This is a genomic window from Mucilaginibacter gossypiicola (genome assembly GCF_900110105.1).
In the GTDB taxonomy this organism is placed as follows: Bacteria; Bacteroidota; Bacteroidia; order Sphingobacteriales; family Sphingobacteriaceae; genus Mucilaginibacter; species Mucilaginibacter gossypiicola.
In genome coordinates, this window is the sequence record NZ_FOCL01000004.1 from 450,024 (window position 1) to 473,236 (window position 23,213).

19 protein-coding genes are annotated in these 23,213 nt (G+C 43.3%); 18 read left to right on the top strand and 1 reads right to left on the bottom strand.

Features of this window, described 5'->3' with window-relative positions; translation table 11 throughout:
* Positions 1 to 24 precede the first annotated feature (24 nt).
* The 13 genes from BMX50_RS15605 (at position 25) to BMX50_RS15670 (ending at position 18,577) form a co-directional block, all read left to right on the top strand.
* Positions 25 to 807 (top strand): NIPSNAP family protein, encoded by a 783-nt coding sequence (locus BMX50_RS15605; protein WP_091211463.1) that lies wholly within the window; start codon positions 25 to 27, stop codon positions 805 to 807.
* Positions 808 to 921: 114 nt separating this feature from the next.
* Positions 922 to 3,969, top strand: a complete 3,048-nt coding sequence (locus BMX50_RS15610; protein WP_208864720.1) for a PAS domain S-box protein — start codon at positions 922 to 924, stop codon at positions 3,967 to 3,969.
* A gap of 77 nt (positions 3,970 to 4,046) precedes the next feature.
* Entirely contained in the window at positions 4,047 to 4,412 is a 366-nt protein-coding gene (locus tag BMX50_RS15615; RefSeq protein WP_091211465.1) for a response regulator, read from the top strand.
* Between the two features lie 594 nt (positions 4,413 to 5,006).
* A complete protein-coding gene (locus tag BMX50_RS15620) occupies positions 5,007 to 6,254 on the top strand; it encodes an efflux RND transporter periplasmic adaptor subunit (protein WP_091211466.1) in 1,248 nt (415 codons plus the stop codon).
* A gap of 124 nt (positions 6,255 to 6,378) precedes the next feature.
* Positions 6,379 to 7,836 carry a TolC family protein gene (locus BMX50_RS15625; RefSeq protein WP_091211467.1) on the top strand — a complete coding sequence of 486 codons (1,458 nt, stop codon included), beginning with the start codon at positions 6,379 to 6,381 and terminating at the stop codon, positions 7,834 to 7,836.
* A 69-nt stretch (positions 7,837 to 7,905) separates the two neighbouring features.
* Positions 7,906 to 8,571: an ABC transporter ATP-binding protein gene (locus tag BMX50_RS15630; RefSeq protein WP_091211468.1), complete on the top strand. Its 666-nt coding sequence runs from the start codon at positions 7,906 to 7,908 to the stop codon at positions 8,569 to 8,571.
* Positions 8,572 to 8,595: 24 nt separating this feature from the next.
* The gene (locus tag BMX50_RS15635) at positions 8,596 to 9,819 is read left to right on the top strand and encodes an ABC transporter permease (protein WP_091211469.1); all 1,224 of its coding nucleotides are present in this window, start codon (positions 8,596 to 8,598) and stop codon (positions 9,817 to 9,819) included.
* A 29-nt stretch (positions 9,820 to 9,848) separates the two neighbouring features.
* The gene (locus BMX50_RS15640) at positions 9,849 to 11,033 is read left to right on the top strand and encodes an ABC transporter permease (protein ID WP_091211470.1); all 1,185 of its coding nucleotides are present in this window, start codon (positions 9,849 to 9,851) and stop codon (positions 11,031 to 11,033) included.
* 21 nt (positions 11,034 to 11,054) lie between these two features.
* A complete protein-coding gene (locus BMX50_RS15645; protein ID WP_091211471.1) occupies positions 11,055 to 12,428 on the top strand; it encodes a sigma-54-dependent transcriptional regulator in 1,374 nt (457 codons plus the stop codon).
* Positions 12,412 to 13,713 carry a sensor histidine kinase gene (locus BMX50_RS15650; RefSeq protein ID WP_091211472.1) on the top strand — a complete coding sequence of 434 codons (1,302 nt, stop codon included), beginning with the start codon at positions 12,412 to 12,414 and terminating at the stop codon, positions 13,711 to 13,713. Before BMX50_RS15645 ends, BMX50_RS15650 begins: the two co-directional genes overlap by 17 nt.
* A gap of 411 nt (positions 13,714 to 14,124) precedes the next feature.
* The gene (locus BMX50_RS15655; RefSeq protein WP_091211473.1) at positions 14,125 to 15,795 is read left to right on the top strand and encodes an alpha-amylase family protein; all 1,671 of its coding nucleotides are present in this window, start codon (positions 14,125 to 14,127) and stop codon (positions 15,793 to 15,795) included.
* A gap of 727 nt (positions 15,796 to 16,522) precedes the next feature.
* Complete coding sequence (gene uxuA / locus BMX50_RS15665) at positions 16,523 to 17,716, top strand: mannonate dehydratase (protein ID WP_167667946.1); 1,194 nt, start codon at positions 16,523 to 16,525, stop codon at positions 17,714 to 17,716.
* Between the two features lie 177 nt (positions 17,717 to 17,893).
* Entirely contained in the window at positions 17,894 to 18,577 is a 684-nt protein-coding gene (locus BMX50_RS15670; RefSeq protein WP_091211475.1) for a hypothetical protein, read from the top strand.
* 79 nt (positions 18,578 to 18,656) lie between these two features.
* Here BMX50_RS15670 and BMX50_RS15675 read toward each other — a convergent pair whose 3' ends face one another.
* Complete coding sequence (locus BMX50_RS15675) at positions 18,657 to 19,019, bottom strand: nuclear transport factor 2 family protein (protein ID WP_091211476.1); 363 nt, start codon at positions 19,017 to 19,019, stop codon at positions 18,657 to 18,659.
* A 182-nt stretch (positions 19,020 to 19,201) separates the two neighbouring features.
* Here BMX50_RS15675 and BMX50_RS15680 point away from each other — a divergent pair, with 182 nt between their 5' ends.
* The 5 genes from BMX50_RS15680 (at position 19,202) to BMX50_RS15700 (ending at position 23,187) form a co-directional block, all read left to right on the top strand.
* Complete coding sequence (locus BMX50_RS15680; RefSeq protein WP_208864721.1) at positions 19,202 to 19,750, top strand: RNA polymerase sigma factor; 549 nt, start codon at positions 19,202 to 19,204, stop codon at positions 19,748 to 19,750.
* An 11-nt stretch (positions 19,751 to 19,761) separates the two neighbouring features.
* Positions 19,762 to 20,577, top strand: a complete 816-nt coding sequence (locus BMX50_RS15685; RefSeq protein ID WP_091211846.1) for a zf-HC2 domain-containing protein — start codon at positions 19,762 to 19,764, stop codon at positions 20,575 to 20,577.
* 15 nt (positions 20,578 to 20,592) lie between these two features.
* Complete coding sequence (locus tag BMX50_RS15690) at positions 20,593 to 21,459, top strand: DUF4097 family beta strand repeat-containing protein (RefSeq protein WP_091211477.1); 867 nt, start codon at positions 20,593 to 20,595, stop codon at positions 21,457 to 21,459.
* Between the two features lie 11 nt (positions 21,460 to 21,470).
* On the top strand, positions 21,471 to 22,292 hold the full coding sequence (locus BMX50_RS15695) for a DUF4097 family beta strand repeat-containing protein (RefSeq protein WP_091211478.1): 822 nt from the start codon (positions 21,471 to 21,473) through the stop codon (positions 22,290 to 22,292).
* 475 nt (positions 22,293 to 22,767) lie between these two features.
* Positions 22,768 to 23,187, top strand: a complete 420-nt coding sequence (locus BMX50_RS15700; RefSeq protein WP_091211479.1) for an RNA recognition motif domain-containing protein — start codon at positions 22,768 to 22,770, stop codon at positions 23,185 to 23,187.
* The last annotated feature ends 26 nt before the right edge of the window (positions 23,188 to 23,213 follow it).

The following is a 23,213-nucleotide window of genomic DNA, read 5'->3' on the forward strand; positions in this document are numbered from 1 at the left end:
TTACGTCGAAAACCTTCTTCCGTTATGAACTTTCTTTCCAAATCTGTTACAGCTTTTTTTGCTTGCTTTTTTATTGTGGCTGCTTCATTTGCTATTGCCCCTGCGCGTAACTATTATCAGCTTAAAATATATCATTACAAAACTGCCGCCCAGGAAAATACAATTGAAAAGTATTTGCAGCAAGCTTATATACCCGCGCTGCACAGGGCCGGTGTTAAAAATGTTGGTGTGTTTAAACCCGTTGCCCCGGTTGATAGTGCAAAACTATTATATGTATTTACCCCATTTCAATCATGGGATAAGCTGATGGGAATTGATCAGAAGCTACAAGCCGATGCCACATACCTTGCCGATGGAAAGGAGTACATTGATGCTGCGTATAACGAGCAGCCTTATACCCGTTTGGAAACTATCATATTACAGGCTTTTCCCGGTATGCCTTCAACAGAAGTTCCCAACCTTACTGCTAAGAAAGCCGATAGGGTTTACGAATTGCGCAGCTATGAAAGTCCTACCGAAAAATTGAACGTTAACAAGGTAACCATGTTTAACGTTGGCGATGAAATTGGTCTTTTCAAACGCCTTGGTTTTAATGCTGTTTTTTATTCGGAAGTTATTGCGGGCAGTCACATGCCTAATTTAATGTACATGACCGCCTTTAACAGCAAAGAGGACAGGGACAAGCATTGGGATACTTTTGGCAAAGATGAATACTGGAAAACACTTTCGGCTAAAGCTGAATACCAACATAACGTTTCTCATGCCGATATTATCTTTCTTCGCCCTGTAGATTACTCTGATTTTTAAGTTAATTGCTGTTTTGTGAATAAAATTAATTTATAAGTAAATATTGCGATTGTAAAACTTAACTTAGATGCTGCTGTTTACATCAGCGTACAATCGTAAATGCAACAGGGAAGTTTGAGATTTTTAGAAGGCGGCGGCGAGATGGGGGCGCTGATCCGGGCGCACGACTGGTCCGGAACATCTATTGGCACACCAGATCAATGGCCTGTAAGCCTGCGCACCACCATTGGTATCGTATTAAATTCGCGCTTCCCAATGTTTATGTATTGGGGGCCCGATCTTGTTTGCTTTTATAATGATGCTTATCGCCCCAGTCTTGGGATAAACGGTAAGCATCCCACGCTTTTAGGTCAGCCGGCGCCAATATTCTGGGCCGAGATCTGGCATATCCTCGAACCATTAATTAACCAGGTATTATCTGGCGGAGGGGCAACCTGGCACGAGGATCAGCTAATCCCCTTTTATCGGAATGGTGCAATCGAAGATATCTACTGGACGTTTAGTTACAGCCCTGTAATTGATGAAACCGGTAAGCCCGGAGGCATTATTGTTGCCTGTACCGAAACAACTGATAAGGTGCTGGCATTTAATAAAATAAAAGATAGTAAAGCCGAACTTGAGTTTGCCATTGACGCAGCTGAGCTGGGTACGTGGGACCTTAATCCGCAAACCAATAAATTTATAGGGAACGAGAGGCTTAAAAACTGGTTTGGTTTGTTGCCGGAAGATGAAATAGAGCTTGATCTTGCAATAGCTGTTATAGCCGGTAAAGACAGGCAAAGAGTTGCGGATGCCATTAGTACAGCTTTAAAGCCATCGTCGGGTGGTAAGTATGATATCGAATACACTATCATCAATCCAAAAACATTAACGGAGCGTATTGTAAGGGCAAAAGGAAAAGCACTTTTTAACGATGAGGGTACAGCGATAAGGCTTAACGGTACATTGCAGGACATAACAGAAGAAACTATAGCAAGACTCGAACTTATAGAGAGTGAACAGAACTTTCGGTCGTTAATTTTGCAGGCCCCTGTAGCAATAGCTGTTTTTAAAGGAAAAGAGTATATAGTTGAAATAGCCAATGATCTGGTATTTGAGCTTTGGGGCAAAACGGCAGAAGAAACTGTTGGTAAGCCAATTTTTGAGGGTTTACCCGAAGCCAAAGGGCAGGGGCTTGAAGCTTTGCTTGATAACGTGTATAACACCGGCGAAAGGTTTGTTGCTGTTGAAAGACCCGTATATCTCCCACGAAACGGTAAAATTCAAAAAATCTATGTAGATTTTGTTTATGAGGCACTAAAGGACAACAACGGGGTTACCGGTATCATAGCCGTTGCATCGGAAGTTACCAACCAGGTTATTGCTAAACGTAAAATTGAGGATGCTGAAGAACGTGCCAGGCTTGCCATAGATGTTGCCGAATTGGGCACTTTTGATTTAAACCTGATTACAGATGAGGTGATTACTTCGCCGCGTTTTGACGCCATTATGGATATTGACGAACCGCCGCAACATGATAGCTATATTGATCGGATTTTTCCAGACGACAGGCACATAAGGGATAAAGCATTTGACATAGCATTAAAGACCGGGAAATTAGCATACACAGGCAGGGTTTTATGGCGTGATGGGAGTATGCATGTTATTGAGGCCGAAGGAAAGGTTTATTACGATGACGAACGGATTCCGATACGGATGCTGGGCACAATAATAGATATAACCAAACAAAAAGATGCCGATGATGAATTGAAGCGCTTTAAATTTATGGCCGATAATGCATCGGACATATTTATACTTTTACGGAGCGATGGTTCCATTGCGTATGTAAATAGTGTGGCATTGGATGATTGGGGTTACAACGAAGAAGAATCCCTGAACATGAATGTTAGTGACGTTGATATTTATCATGATGATGCCACCTTTAATCGCGCTTTTAAAAAAGCCCAGCAGCAAAACATCCCGCAGTACGAAACACTTTATCGCCGGAAAAATGGTTCAGTTTATCCGGTAGAGATCAATATGGTTAGTTTGATGTTATCAGACCAACCTTATCTTTTTGCGGTAGCCCGCGATATTACTGAACGCCGGAAAGCGAGGGAGGACCTGATCCAAATAAATCAGCGCCTTGAAATTGCACTTGAAGCCGGGCGTTTGGGCTCTTATGAACTTAACCTGGAAACCGGCATCATGTTCTGCAATGCACAATGTAAAGCCAATTACGGGCTGAACAAAGACGCAACGTTCAATTTTTCTGATCTATTAGCAGCAATGCTGCCAGAATATCCTGAGCAGGTACAAAACAGGGTGAACGAGGCTATCAAAAACAAAACGGTTTATAGTTCAGAATACAGGGTTACCTGGCCCGATGGCTCAATACATTGGATCAATGCTTCCGGAAAAGCCCGGTATGATGATAATGGTAAAGCCGTTCAAATGGTTGGTGTTACTTTTGATATTACCGATCAAAAGGTTTTGCAACAGCAAAAGGACGAATTTATAGGCATTGCAAGCCACGAATTAAAAACGCCGGTTACCAGTATCAAAGCCTATACGCAAGTGCTTGAGCGTATGCTCACCAAAAAAGGTGATACCATGGAAGCAGCTATGATTGGCAAGATGGATGCTCAGTTGAACCGCCTTACCAGTTTAATTGCCGATTTGCTTGATGTAACCAAGATCAACTCGGGCAGGCTGCAGTTTAATTATACGATGTTTGATTTCAACGCCCTTATTAAAGAAGTAGTTGAGGATTTGCAACGCACTACAAAAAAACATACAATTATTGAGGAGTTACACGAAACAGGACATGTGTATGCAGATAGGGAGCGCGTAAGCCAGGTATTGGTTAATTTAATCACAAACGCCATTAAATATTCGCCACATACCGAAAATATAATTTTGCGGGCCCGGCTCAACAACAATGAAGTATTGGTAAGCGTACAGGATTTCGGTATAGGGATCTCAAAAGAAAAGCAGAGCCGTGTTTTTGAACAATTTTATAGGGTTAGTGGTGCTAAACAGCATACATTTCCAGGATTGGGCCTTGGTTTGTACATATCATCGGAGATAATTAAGCGTGAAGGTGGCCGGATTTGGGTGGATAGTGAAGAAGGTAAAGGCTCTACATTTTACTTTGCACTTCCGGTTGAAAGCAAAAAATAAATAATCATTAAATCATTTTTGCTAAATAAATGCCTTTAATAGTTATAAGGGCTTGATTTTTGTAGCTTGAGGTTTCGGTGGAAAATACAAAGAAGATCATGATAGCGGACGATGATCCGGGGATTGTGGATGCGGTGGAGATCATACTTGATTTTGAAGGATACGAAGTTTCGTCGACAGTAAATGGAACGACGCTCTTGGATATGCAAACTGAATTTCCCGATCTGCTTTTACTTGATATCTGGATGTCGGGCTCTGATGGGAGGGACATTTGTCGTGAACTTAAAAAACGGGATTCAACCAAAGATATCCCGATCATTATGATTTCCGCAAGCCGGGATATTGAAAAATCGGCCTACGATGCTGGTGCCGACGATTTTTTAGCAAAACCTTTTGAAATTGATGACCTGTTAGGTAAGATCAGGAAGCATTTGGAAGTTTAAAATATCCGTAAAGTAATTGCAATTTTCGCCCCATCAGGGTCTCTCGTAGATTTAAGTTAACCCACAAAATTGTTTTGCCGTTTAATCAGCAAGGCGTTCTGTTTTACCCCTCTGGGGCAAAGGGTATTTCTATAATTTTTCTGCTACAAACCTTTTGCACCTCTGGTGCATCTGTCCTTAAACATCCCAATTGATAACTGATTATCTTACAAAACCTTGCCGGCCCCAGCGGGGCCACGTGTTTATAGCATTAAAAGAAGGCTTTTTTTGGCTCCGTAGGTGCCTCCTATTGAACTTTCAGGTTGGTGAATTTTGTGGGTTAACTTAAACTCGTAGAGGACCCTGATGTTTACGCAATGTTGATCCAACGAATTTTCAGCGTACCGAGGCATACAACTTCTACATCAGACAATCATTCCCTCCCTTTAAAATTAATCAGCGAAATCAGCGTAATCAAAAAAACAATCAACGGTCGATAACAGCTATTTTGTCCGATATCGATCACTTTTTGAAAATCTAAATAATATAATATATTGATAATTAATGATTTAATATTGGTATAGCTCTTGCAAAACCTTGTCCAAATTTATCACAATGGATAAGGAAATTGCACTTGAAGTTACTACTGCCAAACGCAAAAAAACAGCGCTTGTCATCATTATCAGCATAGCTGTTTTGGTGCTTGCTGTGATGCTTTTGCGGGGATATATTAAATCAACCATCACCCGGGCCGAAATAACAACTGCCAAAGTTGAAATCGGTAATATAGAAAATACCATAAATGCTACCGGCGAGGTTTTGCCGGAGTTTGAAGAGATCATTACCAGCCCGATAAATGCATCTATCAAAAGCGCGCTGATGGATGCCGGTAATAAGATCAAAGCTGGCCAATCGATACTAACGCTGGATAAATCGGCTACCCAAACCGATTATGAAAAACAAAAGTTTCAGCTCGAAACCAAACGCACCGAGATCAGCAAGCTCAAGCTTGATCTGAACAAAAGCTTTTACGACATTCAATCAAACAACGACATTAAGCAACTCCATATCAGCAACCTTGCCGACGCCGTTGAAAACGCCAAGCGCCTTTATAAAGCCGGAGGTGGCACCCGCGAAAATATCGAGCAGGCTGAGCTGAACCTTAAAGTTGCCCAGCTTGAAAAAAAGCAATTGGAGAACGAGATCAAAAGCAAGCAGCAAACCATGCAGCTGGAGATCAGGGAAGCCGAAATTGCGGCTGACATCCAACAAAACGATTTAAAGGAGTTACAGCGCAAACTTGATCTGGCCAACGTGGTGGCTACCCGTCCTGGCGTAATCACCTATGTTAACAGAAATATCGGCGCCAATATTCACGAAGGCGAAACCCTGGCCCGCATTGCAGACCTGGGCAGCTTCCGGATTCAGGGTAGTGTATCTGATAACGTGGCCGATCAGATACGCAGCGGTCTGCCTGTTATTGTGCGGATTAACGACGATCAATTGCGCGGACATGTAAGTAATGTATCCCCATCTGTGCAAAACAGCATAGTTTCTTTCGATGTACAGCTTGACGACAGGGCGAGCAAACTGCTCAGGCCTAATATGAAAGTAGATGTTTTTTTGGTGACGGCCACACACAGCAAAATTATGAGGGTTGCCAATGGCCCGGCGTTTAAAGGCCCATCCGTTCAGGACATTTTTGTGCTGAACAATGGCAAAGCCGAACGCCGCACGGTCCACATCGGGCTTACCAATTTTGATTATGTGGAGATACAGAATGGTGTAAAGGAGGGTGACGAAGTTATTACATCGGATATGAGCGAATACAAAAACTCGAAAGAAGTAACGGTGAAGAATTAAACAAGAAGCGTCATTGCAGGGGGCAAAGTAATCCCGGTTTATAGCATTGATATACAAGGTTTGGGCTTGTTTCCCAGTTTAGGGAGAGGCAGTTCCCGCAATGACGATTTGAAGAGATGAAACAATGAAATATCTATACATCATATTATTATTAACCATTCGCTCGGCGGCGATAGCGAGTGACGGCAGCGATACCCTGCGGCTAACCCTGCAGCAGGTGGTTGAGCTGGCGAAGGCCAACTCTATTGCCGCCAAACAGGCTGCTACCACGCGCGAAACCAAGTATTGGGAGTATCGTACCTACAAATCAAATTATCAGCCTCAGCTGGCATTGAGCGGTATTTTACCGGGGTATACCAAAACATTTTCGCAAGTACAGCAACCCAATGGTACCTTCCTGGTGCAACCTATTCATAACGATAATTCGCAGCTGCGGCTTGACTTTAGTCAAAGTATTGCGGCCACTGGTGGTACCATTTTCGGCACTACTCAGTTGCAGCGTTTTGATGATTTTGACAGGCACAATGTGTTGTATAACGGTATCCCTTATGGTATAAATTACGCACAGCCGCTGTTTCAGTTCAATAGCCTTAAATGGGATAAAAGAATTGAGCCTTTAAAGTTTAACGAAAGTAAGCAGGCATATATAGAAGCCCAGGAAAAGATAGCGGTTGACGTGGAAGGCTATTTTTTCGACCTGCTGCTGGCCCAGGTAAACCTAAAAATGGCCGAAACAAATTTGGCCAACACCGAAGGGATCATCAAAATAGCCAACTTAAAGTATGAGTTAGGAAAGGTATCAAAAAATGATATCCTTCAGCTACAACTTGAAAAGATCAACGCGCAAAAAGCAGTAGGCACAGCAAGGCGCGATGTGGAAATCACTACACTTACGCTGCGCAGTTTTATAGGGCAGGCGGGAGATGACAGGATAGTTTTGGCCGTTCCGAAAGATATCAATAATATGATTGTTTCATCGGATATAGTACTTGCCGAGGCTAATGCTAACCGATCGGCGGCTATAGCTTTTTCACGCCGCCTTGCCGAAGCTAAGCGCGACGTAGCCAAGGCCAAAGGGCAAAACGGTTTAACCGCCACACTTACGGCCAGTTTGGGTTTCTCAAATACGGCTACCAATATTCCGGATGTGTACAAGAACCCTCAAAACCAACAGGTACTGGAGTTGCAGTTATCCATACCTATATTGGATTGGGGCAGGTCTAAATCAAGGGCTAAAACAGCTTTGGCCAATCAAAAGCTAACGGAATACGCGGTTGAGCAGGATAAACAGACTTTTAAGCAGGAGATAATAACCCAGGTATCACTTTTTAATATGATGAAGGAGCAACTGGTTTACACGGCCAGTGCCGATAGCATTGCCGGCGAAAAATACAAAATAGCCCGCGAGCGGTATGTGCTTGGCGATTTGAGTATTACGGATCTTGGCATAGCGTTCCGCGAAAACGACCAGGCCCAGCGTGATTATGTAAGCGCCCTTCGCGATTTTTGGGGAGCTTACTACCAATTGCGTTATCTTTCACTTTATGACTTTGAAGCAAACAAAAAAATAACCTATAACTAATGCAATAACCCGATTTCAATCTATAGCCAATAAAAATCACTAATTCATTAAATCAATAATTAACCTCTCATGATACGTTTACAAAACATTGAAAAGGTGTACCGCACCGATACCATCGAAACCCTGGCTCTCAACAGTGTAAGCCTTGATATTGCCAAAGGCGAGTTTTTATCCATCATGGGCCCGTCGGGCTGTGGTAAAAGTACCCTGCTCAACATTATGGGCCTGCTTGATGCTCCGTCAAAAGGCGATATCAGGATTGACGATCAAAAAACTGAAGGAATGAATGATAAGCAGCTGGCAGCTTTCCGCAATAAAAAGCTGGGCTTTATTTTCCAGAGCTATCACCTCATTAATGACCTCCAGGTACTTGATAACGTGGAGCTACCCTTGCTTTATCGCGATACCACGGCCAAACAACGCCGCGAACTGGCTGCCGAAGCGCTGGAAAAAGTAGGATTGGCCAACCGGTTAAAGCACTTTCCAACGCAGTTATCAGGTGGTCAGCGGCAGCGTGTGGCTATAGCCCGGGCCATTGTGGGCAGGCCCGAAATTATTTTGGCTGATGAGCCTACAGGTAACCTGGATAGCGCCATGGGCAACGAGATCATGGAGATCCTACTCAACCTTAACCGTAACGACGGCACTACGATAGTAATGGTTACGCATGATGAAAATATGGCCCATAAAACCCACCGTTTGGTGCGCCTGTTTGACGGTGCCCAGGTTCAATAATTAACCGTTTTAAAATAGAGAGTTATGCTTAAAAATTATTTTAAAATAGCCATAGCGGTATTGAAGCGCCGCAAGTTTTTTACGTTCATCAGCCTGTTTGGTATCAGCTTTACCTTAACCATATTGATGGTGTTAACTGCTTTTATCAACAAGGTAATAGGCGATAACTACCCCGATAAAAAGCGCGACAGGTCGTTATACATTACCCGGATCCAGGAAAGCGGCGATAACAATTCGATGTCGAGCACCTTATCATATTACTTTTTGAGCCATTACACCGGTATGATGAAAACCCCTGTAAAGGTTGCCATATCATCAATGTTTAAGGGTACCAATACTTATGTAAACAACAAGAAGATAGCGGTTAATTTTAAATACACTAACGCAGATTACTGGGATGTGCTCGACTATGATTTTACCGAAGGGAAACCATTTAATAAGCAGCAGGTAACTAATGCAGATCGTGTTGCGGTGATATCTGAAGATATGAAACGGGACTACTTTGGCGATATCACCCCCGTAGTTGGCAAATATATCGAAGCAGATAATTTGAGTTACCGAGTAATTGGCGTTGTGAAAAATGTACCGGTAACAAATTACATGCTTTACAGCGATATCTACCTACCTTATACCGTATCAAAAGAAGATTATAAAAGCAAAGGCTATTTGGGGGGCTATATGGGGATCCTGCTTGCTAATTCGTCAAGCGATGTACCTAAAATGCAGGCCGAATATGAAAATATCATAAAGCGGGTACCTGTTGAACGAAAAGAATTTAAACACCTTTACAGCCACGCCAACACATTTTTCAGGAGCTATGTTGATACCGGGAATGAAGAACATTCCGGCGTATTCATCGTAGTTACGGCCATCAGCATTTTCGTGTTCATATTTACGCTGCTGCCCACGCTAAACCTGGTCAATATCAATATCACCCGTATCATGGAGCGGTCGTCAGAAATTGGTGTACGAAAAGCTTTTGGGGCATCATCAAAAACATTGGTTTACCAGTTCATTGTCGAAAACCTGATACTTACTTTACTTGGCGGCCTCATCGGTGCAATTTTATCGGTGGCGGTACTTGCTGCTATCAACAATGCAAACCTGATTGCCAATCTTGAGCTCAGTATCAACTTTACGGTTTTATTTATCGGTTTGCTGGTTTGCCTTGTTTTTGGTTTGCTATCGGGCGTTTACCCTGCATGGCGCATGTCAAAACTGAATGTGGTTACGGCGCTCAAAGCTTAATGATCATTTATCCTTAAAATCAAAATATTATGTTTAAGCATTTATTTAAACTCATCTGGAATAAAAAGAAGCAGAACTTCCTGCTCATCACCGAGATGCTGGTATCCTTTCTGGTACTGTTTGCGGTATTTACACTGATGATGTACTACTACAACAATTATAAAAAACCGATGGGGTTTGACTACCAGGATGTATGGGTGATCAACTATAATAATTCATACCAAACAAAAAATGTCGACTCGCTCGACCTTTATTATGAAACGCTTCGCAAAACAATAAAATCATTACCGCGTGTAAAAGAAATCACTTTTGTGAGCGGTAATATCCCGTTTTCATCACGAACCAACGAAAGCGGGTTAACATTTAGAGGTAAACACGTTCAGCATCTGAATAATTTTACGGTTGAAGATCATTATGAAAAAGTAATGAATGTAACCTTATTAGAGGGGCGCTGGTTTAACAAGGAAGATGTGGTTAGTAAAAATCAGCACATTATCATTGATGCCGACTTAAAGGAGGCCACATTTGGTAAGGAGTCGGCCGTTGGTAAGCTTTTAGGCAATGATGATGATAAAAACAAGTTTAAGGTAGTTGGGGTGATACAAACTATAAAACGAAATGGCGATTATTTGAAAGCCGGACCGGGTATGTATTTCAGAACAGATACAGGCTCATTTCGCTGGCTCGATAAAATACTGGTAAAAGTTGACCATGGTGCCGATGCTGCCTTTGAAGGGAAACTTTATAAAACGATGGCCAACTACATGAAAAACGCCAACGTTGAAATTGAACACCTTGTCAATAAACGAACAGATGCCAATTATTTTGCGCTGGTGCCTATGATTATATTGGCTATTGTAAGTGCATTTTTGGTGATCAACGTAGCGCTCGGGTTGTTTGGCGTGTTGTGGTATAATATCAATAAGCGCCGGGGCGAGATAGGTTTACGCAGGGCAATTGGCGCTACAGGTAAATCGGTTGCCGCTCAGTTAGTATCCGAATCTATGATCCTGGCAACACTGGCACTTATAATCGGGACTTTTTTTGCCGCCCAATTTCCGCTGTTGAATGTATTTGATTTGCCGGCAATTGTTTATATCGAGGGTATATTATTATCTGTGCTGTTTGTTTACCTGTTAGTGCTTATTTGTTCACTTTACCCCGGCAAACAGGCCGCGGCTATTTATCCCGCTGTTGCTTTACACGAAGAATAATTACGATATTGACCGCCTGTTATGATATTGGTTATTGATGATGATATTGCCGTACGCACCTCGCTTATCCTGCTGCTAAAAAGTGAGGGCTATGATGCTGTAAGTGCCAATGAACCTATTGAAGCTCTAAAGATCATTAAAAAAAAAGCTCCTGAGCTGATCATTCTCGATCTTAATTTTTCGATAGATACATCGGGGCAGGAGGGAATGGACCTGCTTGCAAAGATCAAGGCTTTTAACAGTACCATTCCTGTAATCCTGATTACTGGTTGGGGAAGTATCGAACTTGCGGTAAAAGGAATGAAGCTGGGGGCTAATGATTTTATCAATAAACCCTGGGTTAACGAGCATCTCATCCAGTCGTTGAAAACCCTGCTGGATCTGCAGGATAAAAAGACCGAACACCGTACCCGCAAACAACTGGATAAAACCTACAATTTTGAAAATATCGTAGGCGAAGATGCACGGATGCTTGATATCCTGGAAACCATTGGTCGCGTGGCATCAACCGATGCTTCGGTGCTGATCATGGGCGAAAGCGGTACTGGGAAAGAGCTTATAGCCGAGGCCATTCACCAGAATAGCCTGCGCCGTAATAAGCCGTTTATTAAAGTGAATTTGGGCGGTATTTCAACTTCGCTGTTTGAGAGCGAAATGTTTGGTCATATCCGCGGGGCGTTTACCGATGCCCGTTTTGACAGGATGGGCCGTTTTGAAATGGCCAACAAAGGCACCATTTTTTTGGATGAAATAGGTGATCTCGACGCCAGCAGCCAGGTAAAGCTGCTTCGTGTATTGCAGGACCGCACATATGAAGTACTGGGCAGCAGCCGTACAAAAACGGTTGACACCCGCGTGGTGTGCGCTACCAACAAAAACCTGAATGAGATGGTGGCCCGGGGTACATTTCGCGAGGATTTGCTGTACCGCATCAACCTCATCACTGTTTATCTGCCGGCCCTGCGCGAGCGGCCGAAAGATATTCCTTTGCTGGTTGACTTTTTTATTAATAACTTAAAGCAGATCTATAACCGGCCCAATTTATCAGTAGCTGCATCGGCCATGAAATGGTTGCAGCAGTTACCTTTACCGGGTAATATCAGGCAACTGAAAAACCTGGTAGAGCGCTCTATTTTGGTGAGCCGTAGGGATGAGTTGAGTATCGATGATTTCCGGTCGCAACTGGAATTGTCACCTGTTAAAAAAGGAAATATTCAGTTGCCAGGCGTAGGTACATTAACTTTAGAAGAGGTAGAAGTGGAGATGATAAAGCGGGCATTAGATCACCATAAAAACAAAATAAGCAAAGCAGCGGCGGCGCTGGGCCTCACGCGTAGCGCCCTGTACCGGCGGCTCGAAAAATACCAGATCCCGTACGATGAAGCTGAGGACTAAATACATTTTATTTGTGCTGATCCTGCACCTGCTTACCCTGGTGCTTGCATGGTTTATTTTCATTGACAATAAGATCTATTTTATCATAGCCGAGGCTTTTGTTCTTATCTCGGCAGTTGTAGCGATACAGCTTTACCGCCAGCTTGTTCTGCCCTTAAAAATGCTGTTACAGGGTATTGAAGCTATAAAAGACAAAGATTTTAATGTGAAATTTCTTTCAACCGGCAAGCTGGAGGTTGACGCGCTGATTGATGTTTATAACCAGATGATGGACGAGTTAAGAACCGAACGGACACGACAGGAGCAGCAGCATTTCTTTTTAGAAAAGCTGATCCATACCTCGCCAACGGGTATTATTATCCTTGATTTTGACGACCGTGTGCAGCAGGCCAATCCCAAAGCTTTGCAAGTTTTGGGCATTGATGAAAAAGCCGTGATTGGTGAATTAATTGGAGAGCTCGCTCACCCTATCTTCAGGCATATCAAAGCTCTTAAATCGGGCGAAACGGAAGTGGTTAAGCTGGATGGCGTCAATTCGTTCAAATTGCAGAAATCACATTTTATTGACCGTGGATTTTCGCGCCACTTCATCATGCTCGAAGATTTGACCGCCGAGATCCTTGCTGCCGAAAAGAAAGTTTATGGCAAAGTGATCAGGATGATGGCACATGAGGTAAATAATACCATTGGGCCGGTAAACTCTATTATGCAATCGGCCATGAAAACCGATCAGCTTTGGGCCGGCCATGATTTCGACCCGATAAAAGATGCACTGCAGGTTGCAATGGACAGGAACCAAAACCTCAACCTGTTCATGCGCAACTTTGCCGATTTGGTGAAGCTGCCTCAAGCCAACAAGCAACCTGTAGTATTGCAAAAACTGATAGGGTCCGTTGTGAAGCTTATGAGCATCCGTGCCGAAGAAAAAGGGGTATTGCTTGCGCTTAACTTACCCGAAGAGCCGGTTAAAATAATGGCCGACGAACAGCAACTGGAGCAGGCATTCATCAATATTGTTAAAAATGCCATCGAGGCTATTGATGACCAGGGATCGGTAACATTTACCATCATCTCAAAAGAAAAAAAGCTGGTGATCACAGATACGGGCAAAGGCATTAGCCCTGAGCAGCAGGCTAATCTATTCACCCCGTTTTTCAGCACCAAAAAAGACGGGCAGGGGATAGGCCTAACCCTGGTACGTGAGATCATGCTAAACCATGGCTTTGAGTTTTCACTGAAAACCGTTGCAGAAAGGCAGACAGAGTTTGTGGTTTATTGGGGCTGAGGGATAAAGGATACCAGCGCCTCGCTCCAGCTCACAAGTGTTGGGGAAATGACGAATTGTAGGGCATGTTCGTGTAAAAAATATGTCATTGCGAGGAGGAACGACGAAGCAATCTCATAGCTATACAGGTCGAATATGCATTGGCTACGAGATTGCCATGCTACGCTCGCAATGACATGGTCTTTATTTGTTTTTTCAAAACACTTTCATTTTCCCCACACGTATGGACCCCAGCCAAGCGGCAATTATCAAGCGGCCTCCGATCGTCGTGGCAAAAGCCTACCAAAGGAGAGCGTTATGCAATGCCAATAAAAATCCAAAAATGTATTAGTTTTTGCTTAATCCTTTTAGTAACGTTGTAAACCAATTTAAATGTTACCTTAACAGATAATCACAGCAACTACATTAACTATGCAAAGACGGCATTTTATTAAAATTTCTGCAACCACTGCGGCTGCAATGCTTTTCAGCAGGCTTACTTATTCGGCTTCAAACGGGGCTGCTATAATGAATACTCCCGACGAGGTTTGGGCCCAATCCGGCGCAGATTGGGTTAGACTCACTGCTTCAAACGGATCGCATTATAGCAATAAAGATATCAGCGTAAACCTTAAAACTAATGACAATGGGCTTGGCGTATATGTTTCATCGCCAAAGCAGGAATTAAATGCAGTAAGGTTGAAATGGAAACATAACACTGCCGCTTCGGCTAAGTTCCTGGGCGATCATTGGGAACGCTCGTATGGCGATTTGCAATGGAAAACCATAGCAACAGGTGCTAAAAATCCCTGGTATGTAATTATCCATGATGATAAACAAACCGCTTGCTTCGGCGTAAAAACTGGCGCTAACAGTATTTGCTGGTGGGCTGTTAATGCCGATAATATCGAACTTACTTTAGATACAACCTCGGGCGGGGTAGGCGTATTGCTGGGCGACAGGCAACTGCACGCTGCTGATGTTATAACTGCCAATGCTAAAACAGGGGAGGATGCTTTTGCTGCAACCCATCGCTTTTGTAAAATGATGTGCGAAAAACCGCGTATTCCAAAACAACCGGTATATGGTATCAACGACTGGTATTTTGCCTATGGCAATAATTCGGCAGAGCTAATCAAAAAGACAACGGCCATGATGGCCGAACTGGTTACAGATCATAGCAATAAACCTTTTTCTGTTATTGACGCAGGTTGGGCTACCTATTCGCCGTTGTTACCCGGCGATGGCGGCTGGAACGATGATTTCTCGAAGCCAAACGATAAGTTTAAAGATATGCATGCCCTTGGCGATGAGATCAAAAAATTAGGTATGCGCCCAGGCCTGTGGATGCGTCCGCTTTGTGCAAGGCATGACGAAAAAGCCAGCCTGCTGGCACCGAAGATCCCGGGCAGGAGTGATCCGAAAAATCCGGTGCTTGATCCTACTATTCCTGAAAACATAGCCCGCATCCAGCATAATTTTGATGTGTATAAGCAATGGGGTTATGAAATGGTAAAACATGATTTTACAACCTATGATATAGCCGGTCGGTGGGGTTTTGATATGAAGAATAGTTTCACCGCGCCAAACTGGCATTTTAACGACAGAAGCAAGACCAATGCCGAGATTATCCTGCACCTGTACCGCTCTATTCGTGAAGCAGCAGGCGATGGCATTTATGTGATAGGGTGTAATACGATGAGCCACCTTTCGGCTGGCGTATTTGAAATGTGCCGCATAGGCGATGATACCAGTGGTCATGAATGGGAGCGCACCCGTAAGATGGGTGTTAACACGCTGGCTTTTCGCCTGCCGCAACATAATGCATTTTATGCAGTAGATGGTGATTGCGTAGGCCTTACTACCGATATTGCATGGAAAAGGAACAAGCAGTGGCTGCAATTATTAGCTGAGAGCGGTGCGCCGCTGTTTATTTCAGGCCAGCCGGAAGCTATGGGCGAAGAACAAAAGAAAGCTGTTAAAACAGCCTTTGCACAGGCGGCAAAAGTACAACCGCTGGGGCAGCCATTGGATTGGATGGAAACATTAACACCCACCAAATGGAAACTGAACGGCAGGGTGGTTGATTTTGATTGGGCATAAACAAAAAGGGTGGGTGTCGCCCTGAGCTTGTCGAAGGGGCGCGCGCAGAGGCCTTGCCCACCATGCTTCGACAGGCTCAGCATGACACCCATTTTTAATTTGTCATCCTGCGTTCGTATTCATACACATATTAAAACGTATTTTTTTTCGCAGCAGATCAGCTTCGGGTGAAAACGGTCAGAACAATGCCGGGAATGTGCGGTTGCAGGGGCATAGCAAGTTTTTGCAGAAGCAGAGGTGAGTGGGTGCGAAGCAGGGCAAAATAATTGCAGCCCGTGGTTCTGACCGTTTTGCAGGGTAGAGGCCTTGTGTGCAAAGAAGCCTTTCTGCTGCAAGCCTTTTTGGTTACTTTTTTGGCGAAAAAAGTAACTGGCCCTCGCGCGGCCAAGAGCGCGACGATGTAAGTTCAATACAACACTTATCATATCACAAAATAATTTGCAATTAACTGTTAGGCGATTAAAAAAATATAACGATTATTGGCGCGTAATAAATTGCGGTCTGACATTGTTTTACTGACATTGTTTTGTCAGTGTTCAACTTTTTAAAACACGTGTTCAATTAAATATACTGGCAGATATTAAATTTCTGTATATCAGGTTGTTGATTATTTGTTGTGATTTATTGAACACTTAAGTTGTTGACTGTCAGTATTGAGTTTTTTTGAAGTGTTCACACTTTTAAAATTGAACACTCCTGTATTTGCATATTAAACCTACGATATAAAATGAGTGATACCAATACAAGCAATACTTTCAGCATGGTCAACACCATGCGTTGGTATGGCCCCAATGATCCTGTGAGTTTAGCCGATATCAGGCAGGCCGGATGTACCGGCGTAGTAAGTGCCCTGCACCAAATCCCCAATGGCCAGGTATGGACAGTTGAGGCTATCAACGAACGCAAAGCGATTATCGAAGCGGCCGGCCTTACCTGGGACGTAGTGGAAAGTGTACCCGTACATGAGGCTATCAAAACCCAAACCGGCGATTATCAGCAATATATCGAAAACTACAAGCAAAGTTTGCAAAATTTAGCAGCCTGTGGTATCCATATCGTTACCTATAACTTTATGCCGGTACTCGATTGGACCCGCACCGATCTGAGCTTTACCGTTGAAGATGGCTCCAAAGCACTCCGCTTTGAAAAAGCCGCCTTTATTGCTTTTGATGTATTCATGCTGCAAAGGCCATGTGCCGAATGGGAGTATACCAGCGATGAACTTGACCGCGCCAAAGCCCGTTTTGACAGCATGACGGAGGATGATAAACAATTACTGCAGCGTAATATAATAGCAGGTTTACCAGGCAGTGAGGAAAGTTTCACACTGGATAAATTCAGGGAAGCTTTGGCTGCTTACGATGGTATTGATGCCAAGCGGTTAAGGGAAAACCTCATTTATTTTCTGAGCGAGATCATCCCCGTTGCAGATGCCCACAATGTTAAAATGGTGATCCACCCCGATGATCCGCCATATGCTATTTTGGGCCTGCCAAGGGTAGTAAGTACTGCCGAACATATTAACGCGCTTATTGAAGCCGTACCTTCGTTAAACAATGGTTTATGTTTCTGCACCGGATCATACGGTGTAAGGCCGGATAATGACCTGCCTGCCATGGTTAAACAATTTGGCGACAGGATCAATTTCATCCACTTGCGCAGTACCCGCCGAAATGGATTTGGCGATTTTTATGAAGATAACCACCTGGAAGGTGATGTGGATATGTATGCGGTGGTGAAAGAATTGGTACAGGTAATGAAGCAACGTAAATTAAGCATCCCAATGCGCCCCGATCATGGTCACCAGATGCTGGATGATCTGAAAAAGAAAACCAACCCCGGTTATTCTGCCATCGGAAGGCTGCGTGGCCTTGCCGAGTTGAGAGGCCTTGAACTGGGTATCATCCGCTCAATGGAATAAAATATTTTTTAATACAATCCGGAAACGGGAGGTTCAAAAGAGCCTCCCGTTTTTGTTTTATGGATATATACATTTTTTGAAATTATGGTGTACTTAAATGAAATGCCAGTGTAATTGTAAGTTTATTGATGTGCATAGCTTTAGTTAATTATTAAAACCAATTAATTAAATCAAATTATGAAAAAACAATTAAGCAAACTGATGTTTGGCAGCTCGTTGCTGCTTTTAACCCTGGTATCGGCATGTAGCAAAGACGCAAGCAAGCCCGCCGCTACCAATGGCAACACCACCGCGCCGCGGGCCGCTGTACCTCAAAGCGGTTTTAGTTTATGGGGAACCTGTAATGGAGCGCCCTATAACATTTCGGGGACTAACGGTATAGCTATTCCCGTAGGGAATTGTAGCACCGATATTGATGCTGCACAACAAAGCACAGGGCAAAACGCTACCGGACTGCAGTTTAATGGTTGCTTTAAAGGGGGGACAAGCGCTTCCAGTTCGGCAAGTGAGCAGGCAGTTTTCCTGTGCGATAACGTTTCGCAATGGAATGGTAACGAAATGGGCTTCGTGAAAACCCTGAATGATAATGCCCTGAAAGGGTATTTACAGGGAGGCGGGCAGTACATTACCCAGGTAATATCTGTTGGCGACAACGGCTACCACACTTTTAAATGCCAGGCCCGTTCGGGCAACGTGCACCAGGTTGATTTTTATGTGGATGGGACATATAAATTCACCCTTACCAACAACAGCGGCACCTACTGGAACAACTGGTATTACTTTGTTGGCACCAATCACTGGTATGGCGGTTCAAGCAATACCGGTCAGCAAATTGAAATGTACAACATGACCACTTTTTAATTTTTGCTATCCCTGGTAAATAACAAAAGGCCTTTGCGGAGAGCGAAGGCCTTTGTTGCTTATTATTGGTTAGGTGCTCTTAGCCCATGTTATAAAAAAACTGCTCGGCTATAATTTTTCCGTCTTTTACTTCATAAACGGCTATTTCGTTCATCGGCATACGGCCGCCTTCTTTGTAAGTAATATCCATATCCATGGTTACCGAGAAAAAATTACCGGTAACTATCGGGTCAGAAACCTCTCCGCTGTGCACTTCCTGTACCGAGGCATACCAGTATTCCGTTTTGCCTTTAACTGCTTCCTTACCTTCGGTTAATTCCATTGGCGAACCTTTCGGTTCACGGCTCACAATATTATCTGCATAAAGTTCATCAATAGCCTGGGTATGCTGGCCTTCGCGGCAATACTGTACTAATTTTTCTGCTACTTCGGTGGTAGTCATGATCTTATGGTTTTAATTGTTGACATAAAGTTAGTTAATAACGCTTCAAACCAATTGTATTTTTGGTTTAAATTTCTGTTAAGTTTGATCTGCAATAACATCTCCCGAAAAAAAATAAAAATTTTCTGTAACCATTTTCTGCCGCCGAAGTACTTAAGGTATATTACATAATTACAAACTGATTGAACACGCTTACAGACAATGCCATTATGCTAAAGGTGAAAGCCGGCGACCTTGACAGGATGGGTATGCTCTTTGAACGCTACAATCGGCAGTTGTATGGCTTTCTGTTTCACATGACCTATCAGCGCGAACTGAGCGAAGATATGGTGCAGCAGGTGTTTTATAAGATGCTTAAATACCGGCATACCTTTACCGGTACCGGCGAATATATCCACTGGATGTACTCCATCGCACGCAATGTTTTGAAAGATCACTGGCGCAAAAACAAACAGCAGGTACAGCACGAGGGTGTGGAAGCTGCGGAAACCATAGCCGGGGGACTGGTACCCGACGAAGCTTTTGAAAAAAAGCAAGCCAAGGCCGAGCTGCACCGGGCCATGGAAAAGTTAAGTGAAAGTCAGCGGGAGATTTTGGCCCTGAGCCGGTTTCAGGAGTTAAAATGCCAGGAGATAGCTGAAATATTGGGCATGACCGAAGGTACAGTAAAAGTGCGCATTCACCGGGCCATGCAGGAGCTTAAAAGTATTTATGTGAAAATGGAACGATAAAACAGTATAAGATGAAATGTGAGCTATATGAAGAACTGTTTACCGGTTGGATAAACAAAGAATTAAGTGCCGAAGAAAAGGGGGCGCTGGAACAACATATATCGGGCTGCGACAGTTGCCGCAATGAGTTGCAGGCTTTGCAGCAGCTATGGGGCCATATGGGCCAAATTGAAACGCCCGAACCATCGGCCAATATGAGTGTGAAGTTTTACGCGATGCTTGATACTTATAAAGAATCTGTAAAAGAGCAAAGGAGTTTATGGGCCGATATCAAATACCACATAAGCCGCATATGGGAGTGGCAGCCACGCTGGCCAATGGCCTATAACCTGGCAATGGTTGTTATTTTAGTGGGGTCTGGCTACCTGTTTTTTGGGAAAAATAAAAGCGATGATCAGGATAAACAGTTAAAGGCCTTAAGCTCGCAGGTACACGAGCTTAAACAAACCATGATGCTGGCCCTGCTTGAAAATCCTTCGGCATCTGAACGGATCAGGGGGGTAAGCTATACCAGTGAGATCAAACATGCCGATAAGCAGGTGATAGATGCTTTATTAGCTACGCTAAATAACGATCCTAATGTAAATGTACGCCTGAGCACACTTGATGCATTGACTCATCTTGCCGGTCACGCGGAGGTAAGGGAAGGCCTCATCAAATCAATAGTTGAGCAAGATTCGCCGCTGATGCAACTGGCCATTGCTGATGTGATGCTTAAACTGCAGGAAAAAAGATCGGTGGGTTCATTCAGGGAGCTATTGAAACAAAAAGACCTTGATCATGGCGTACGCGATAAAATCAAACAAACAATAACCCAACTTATTTAAAAAATAAACCAAATCATGAAAAGATCATTAATGCCTGTTTTAACAGGTCTGGGGCTGTGCCTTGCCCAAATTTCGGCCCAAGCCCAGGATTATAAAGAGCATGTTAGCAAGCAGTTTACCTTACAGGGAACGGCTTCAGGTACCACCCTGGCTATTTACAATGTTTTTGGATCCATAAATGTGCAGGGGTATTCAGGCAACCAGGTATCTATCGAGATAGACGAAACCATCAGGGGTAACGAGTCTTCTGATGTGGAGCAAGGTAAAAAGGAATTTAAACTGGGATTTGAACAGAAAGCTGATAGCATAATTGCTTACACAGCTGAGCCTTATGACAGTCGCCCGCGCCGCAATTGGAACAGGGACGAGGAGCACAGGCATGTTCACTATACCGTAAAACTGGAATACACGGTGAAAGTGCCTTACGGCATGAACCTCTGCGTATCTACAGTAAACGATGGTAATGTTGAAGTTAAAGATGTTTACGGCGCCTTAAAAGTTAATAACGTAAATGGTGGTATTACTATAGCCAATGCTAAAGGCACAACCAGTGCACATACCATCAACGGACCGCTTAGCGTAACTTACCTGTCGGTACCGCCGGATGCTTCAAGTTACTATACGCTTAACGGGAAGCTCGAAGTAACTTACCCGGCCAATTTAGCTGCCGATCTGGAATTTAAAAGCATGAACGGCCAGTTTTATACTGATTTTGCGGATGCCGAAGTCTTGCCTACCCGGGTAAGTAAAACCGAATCAAAAAGTGGTGCAGGTACAACTTATAAACTCAGTAAAAACAATGGCGTGCGTATAGGGGCAGGAGGGAAGCTGTTTAAGTTTGAAACCCTCAATGGAAATATTTATATCAAAAAACAACAATAAAAGATAAAAACATGAAAACGATAAGATTTACAGGAATATTGATGCTAACTGTGCTGCTGAGCGCGAGGCTTTGGGCACAGGAAGATAAAGGGCAGCTGGTTGTGCCTTTGAGCGAGCCGGGGAAACCTTATAAGCTGGATATAAGTTTGGTTAATGGTTCAATAACAGTGACCGGCTATGAGGGTAAAGATATTATTATTGATGCCCAGGGTGAAGAAAGGAAGCATCGTGAAAAAGAGGCAGCTCCCGGAGGAATGAAGCGTTTATTTGCCGGGAATAATTTAGACGTGCAGGCACAGGAAAATAATAACCAGGTAAATATTCATGGCAGCCCCAATAAAACTACTAATTTGACTATTAAAGTCCCCATGAATAGTACCAGTGTAAAGCTGTCGACCGTAAATAATGGTAATATCAATGCCTCAAATCTAAACGGCGATCTGGAAATCAGGAATGTTAACGGTTATATTAAACTGAACAATATTTCAGGATCTGTTGTAGCCAACACGGTTAATGGCAATGTAGAAGTTACTTTTAAAAGTATTGATGCTAAAGCGGCTATGGCTTTTTCAACACTTAACGGTAAGGTTGATGTTACTTTTCCGGCAAGCCTTAAGGCTAATGTGAAATTAAAATCAGATCAGGGCGATATTTTTACCGATTTTGATGTGGTTACTGAACAGCGCAAACCGGTTGTTACCAAAAATACAGGTGAAAAAGGAATGTACAGCCTGAAGATGGAGGATTGGGTTTACGGAAAAATTGCCGGCGGTGGTCCCGAATTATTGATGAAAACTACTTTTGGCAGTCTCTATATCCGCAAGGCAAAATAAAATTGGCAACATCAGTTAGTTATTGGGAAACTGTGGGGAATTTTGTCGGCAAATTTGGGCTGATGATCAATGACTCACGAATTTTAAGAGCTTGGATAAGGCAAAATCAAACAGCCAGGTTGTAAATGACATTCTGCATACAATACGATGACCGGCCAGTTAATAATAACGATCTGTTGAGCGCAGATGTGCTGAAAAGAGGTATTGTCTACTGTTAATATCTAAATTTTCGTTCATTAGTTCAAAAGCAAATGTTTGAATATGAGATGAAATGATAAAATGAAGAAATTAGGTCAGAACAGGTGCAATTAAGTACAGTTTAAGTATACAATTAGTGTAAAATTGGCGTTCCGATACCAAATACGGAGCGCTTTTTTTACAAATAAGCACCCAACTGACCGTTGAGCAATAGGCTAAACCATTTTTGTGCACTATATTTGCTGACTGGTTACCTGTTGCAATTACAAAGTATAGTATGGTTAAACTTTTTATCGTGGGTTTTCCGCGAGACATGGAAGAAATTGAACTTGTTGAACTGTTCAGTGCTTATGGCACGGTAAGCACCGTGCGGATAATTACCGATAAAGACAGTGGCATAAGTAAAGGTTATGGTTTTTTAGAAATGACCGACGAAGCGGGAGCCCAGCGGGCAATTGACGCTATGAACGGTGCTACTATTGATGAGCGTGAAATAAGCGTTAGGATAGCAGAGCAAAAACATCAGCCACAACAAAAACAACAGCAGCAGTTTGCAAGACCCAAACCTGGTTTCAATAAAGTAAAACCACAGGGTTATAATAAACCCCGTTTCCCGAGGGAAAATAACAACAGGTTTGAGCAACAGGAAGCTGCCACCCCGGCAAGAGCAAAACGTCCGCGCAGGCAGCAGCCATAAACTTTTTCGAAAGCTTAAAGCAAAAC

Coding starts and splice junctions, on each gene's coding strand:
- BMX50_RS15645 (WP_091211471.1), top strand. CDS start 11,055: ATGATATTGGTTATTGATGATGATATTGCCGTACGCACCTCGCTTATC.
- uxuA (WP_167667946.1), top strand. CDS start 16,523: ATGAGTGATACCAATACAAGCAATACTTTCAGCATGGTCAACACCATG.
- BMX50_RS15695 (WP_091211478.1), top strand. CDS start 21,471: ATGAAAACGATAAGATTTACAGGAATATTGATGCTAACTGTGCTGCTG.
- BMX50_RS15685 (WP_091211846.1), top strand. CDS start 19,762: ATGAAATGTGAGCTATATGAAGAACTGTTTACCGGTTGGATAAACAAA.
- BMX50_RS15635 (WP_091211469.1), top strand. CDS start 8,596: ATGCTTAAAAATTATTTTAAAATAGCCATAGCGGTATTGAAGCGCCGC.
- BMX50_RS15675 (WP_091211476.1), bottom strand. CDS start 19,019: ATGACTACCACCGAAGTAGCAGAAAAATTAGTACAGTATTGCCGCGAA.
- BMX50_RS15625 (WP_091211467.1), top strand. CDS start 6,379: ATGAAATATCTATACATCATATTATTATTAACCATTCGCTCGGCGGCG.
- BMX50_RS15620 (WP_091211466.1), top strand. CDS start 5,007: ATGGATAAGGAAATTGCACTTGAAGTTACTACTGCCAAACGCAAAAAA.
- BMX50_RS15640 (WP_091211470.1), top strand. CDS start 9,849: ATGTTTAAGCATTTATTTAAACTCATCTGGAATAAAAAGAAGCAGAAC.
- BMX50_RS15605 (WP_091211463.1), top strand. CDS start 25: ATGAACTTTCTTTCCAAATCTGTTACAGCTTTTTTTGCTTGCTTTTTT.
- BMX50_RS15690 (WP_091211477.1), top strand. CDS start 20,593: ATGAAAAGATCATTAATGCCTGTTTTAACAGGTCTGGGGCTGTGCCTT.
- BMX50_RS15630 (WP_091211468.1), top strand. CDS start 7,906: ATGATACGTTTACAAAACATTGAAAAGGTGTACCGCACCGATACCATC.
- BMX50_RS15650 (WP_091211472.1), top strand. CDS start 12,412: ATGAAGCTGAGGACTAAATACATTTTATTTGTGCTGATCCTGCACCTG.
- BMX50_RS15655 (WP_091211473.1), top strand. CDS start 14,125: ATGCAAAGACGGCATTTTATTAAAATTTCTGCAACCACTGCGGCTGCA.
- BMX50_RS15700 (WP_091211479.1), top strand. CDS start 22,768: ATGGTTAAACTTTTTATCGTGGGTTTTCCGCGAGACATGGAAGAAATT.
- BMX50_RS15670 (WP_091211475.1), top strand. CDS start 17,894: ATGAAAAAACAATTAAGCAAACTGATGTTTGGCAGCTCGTTGCTGCTT.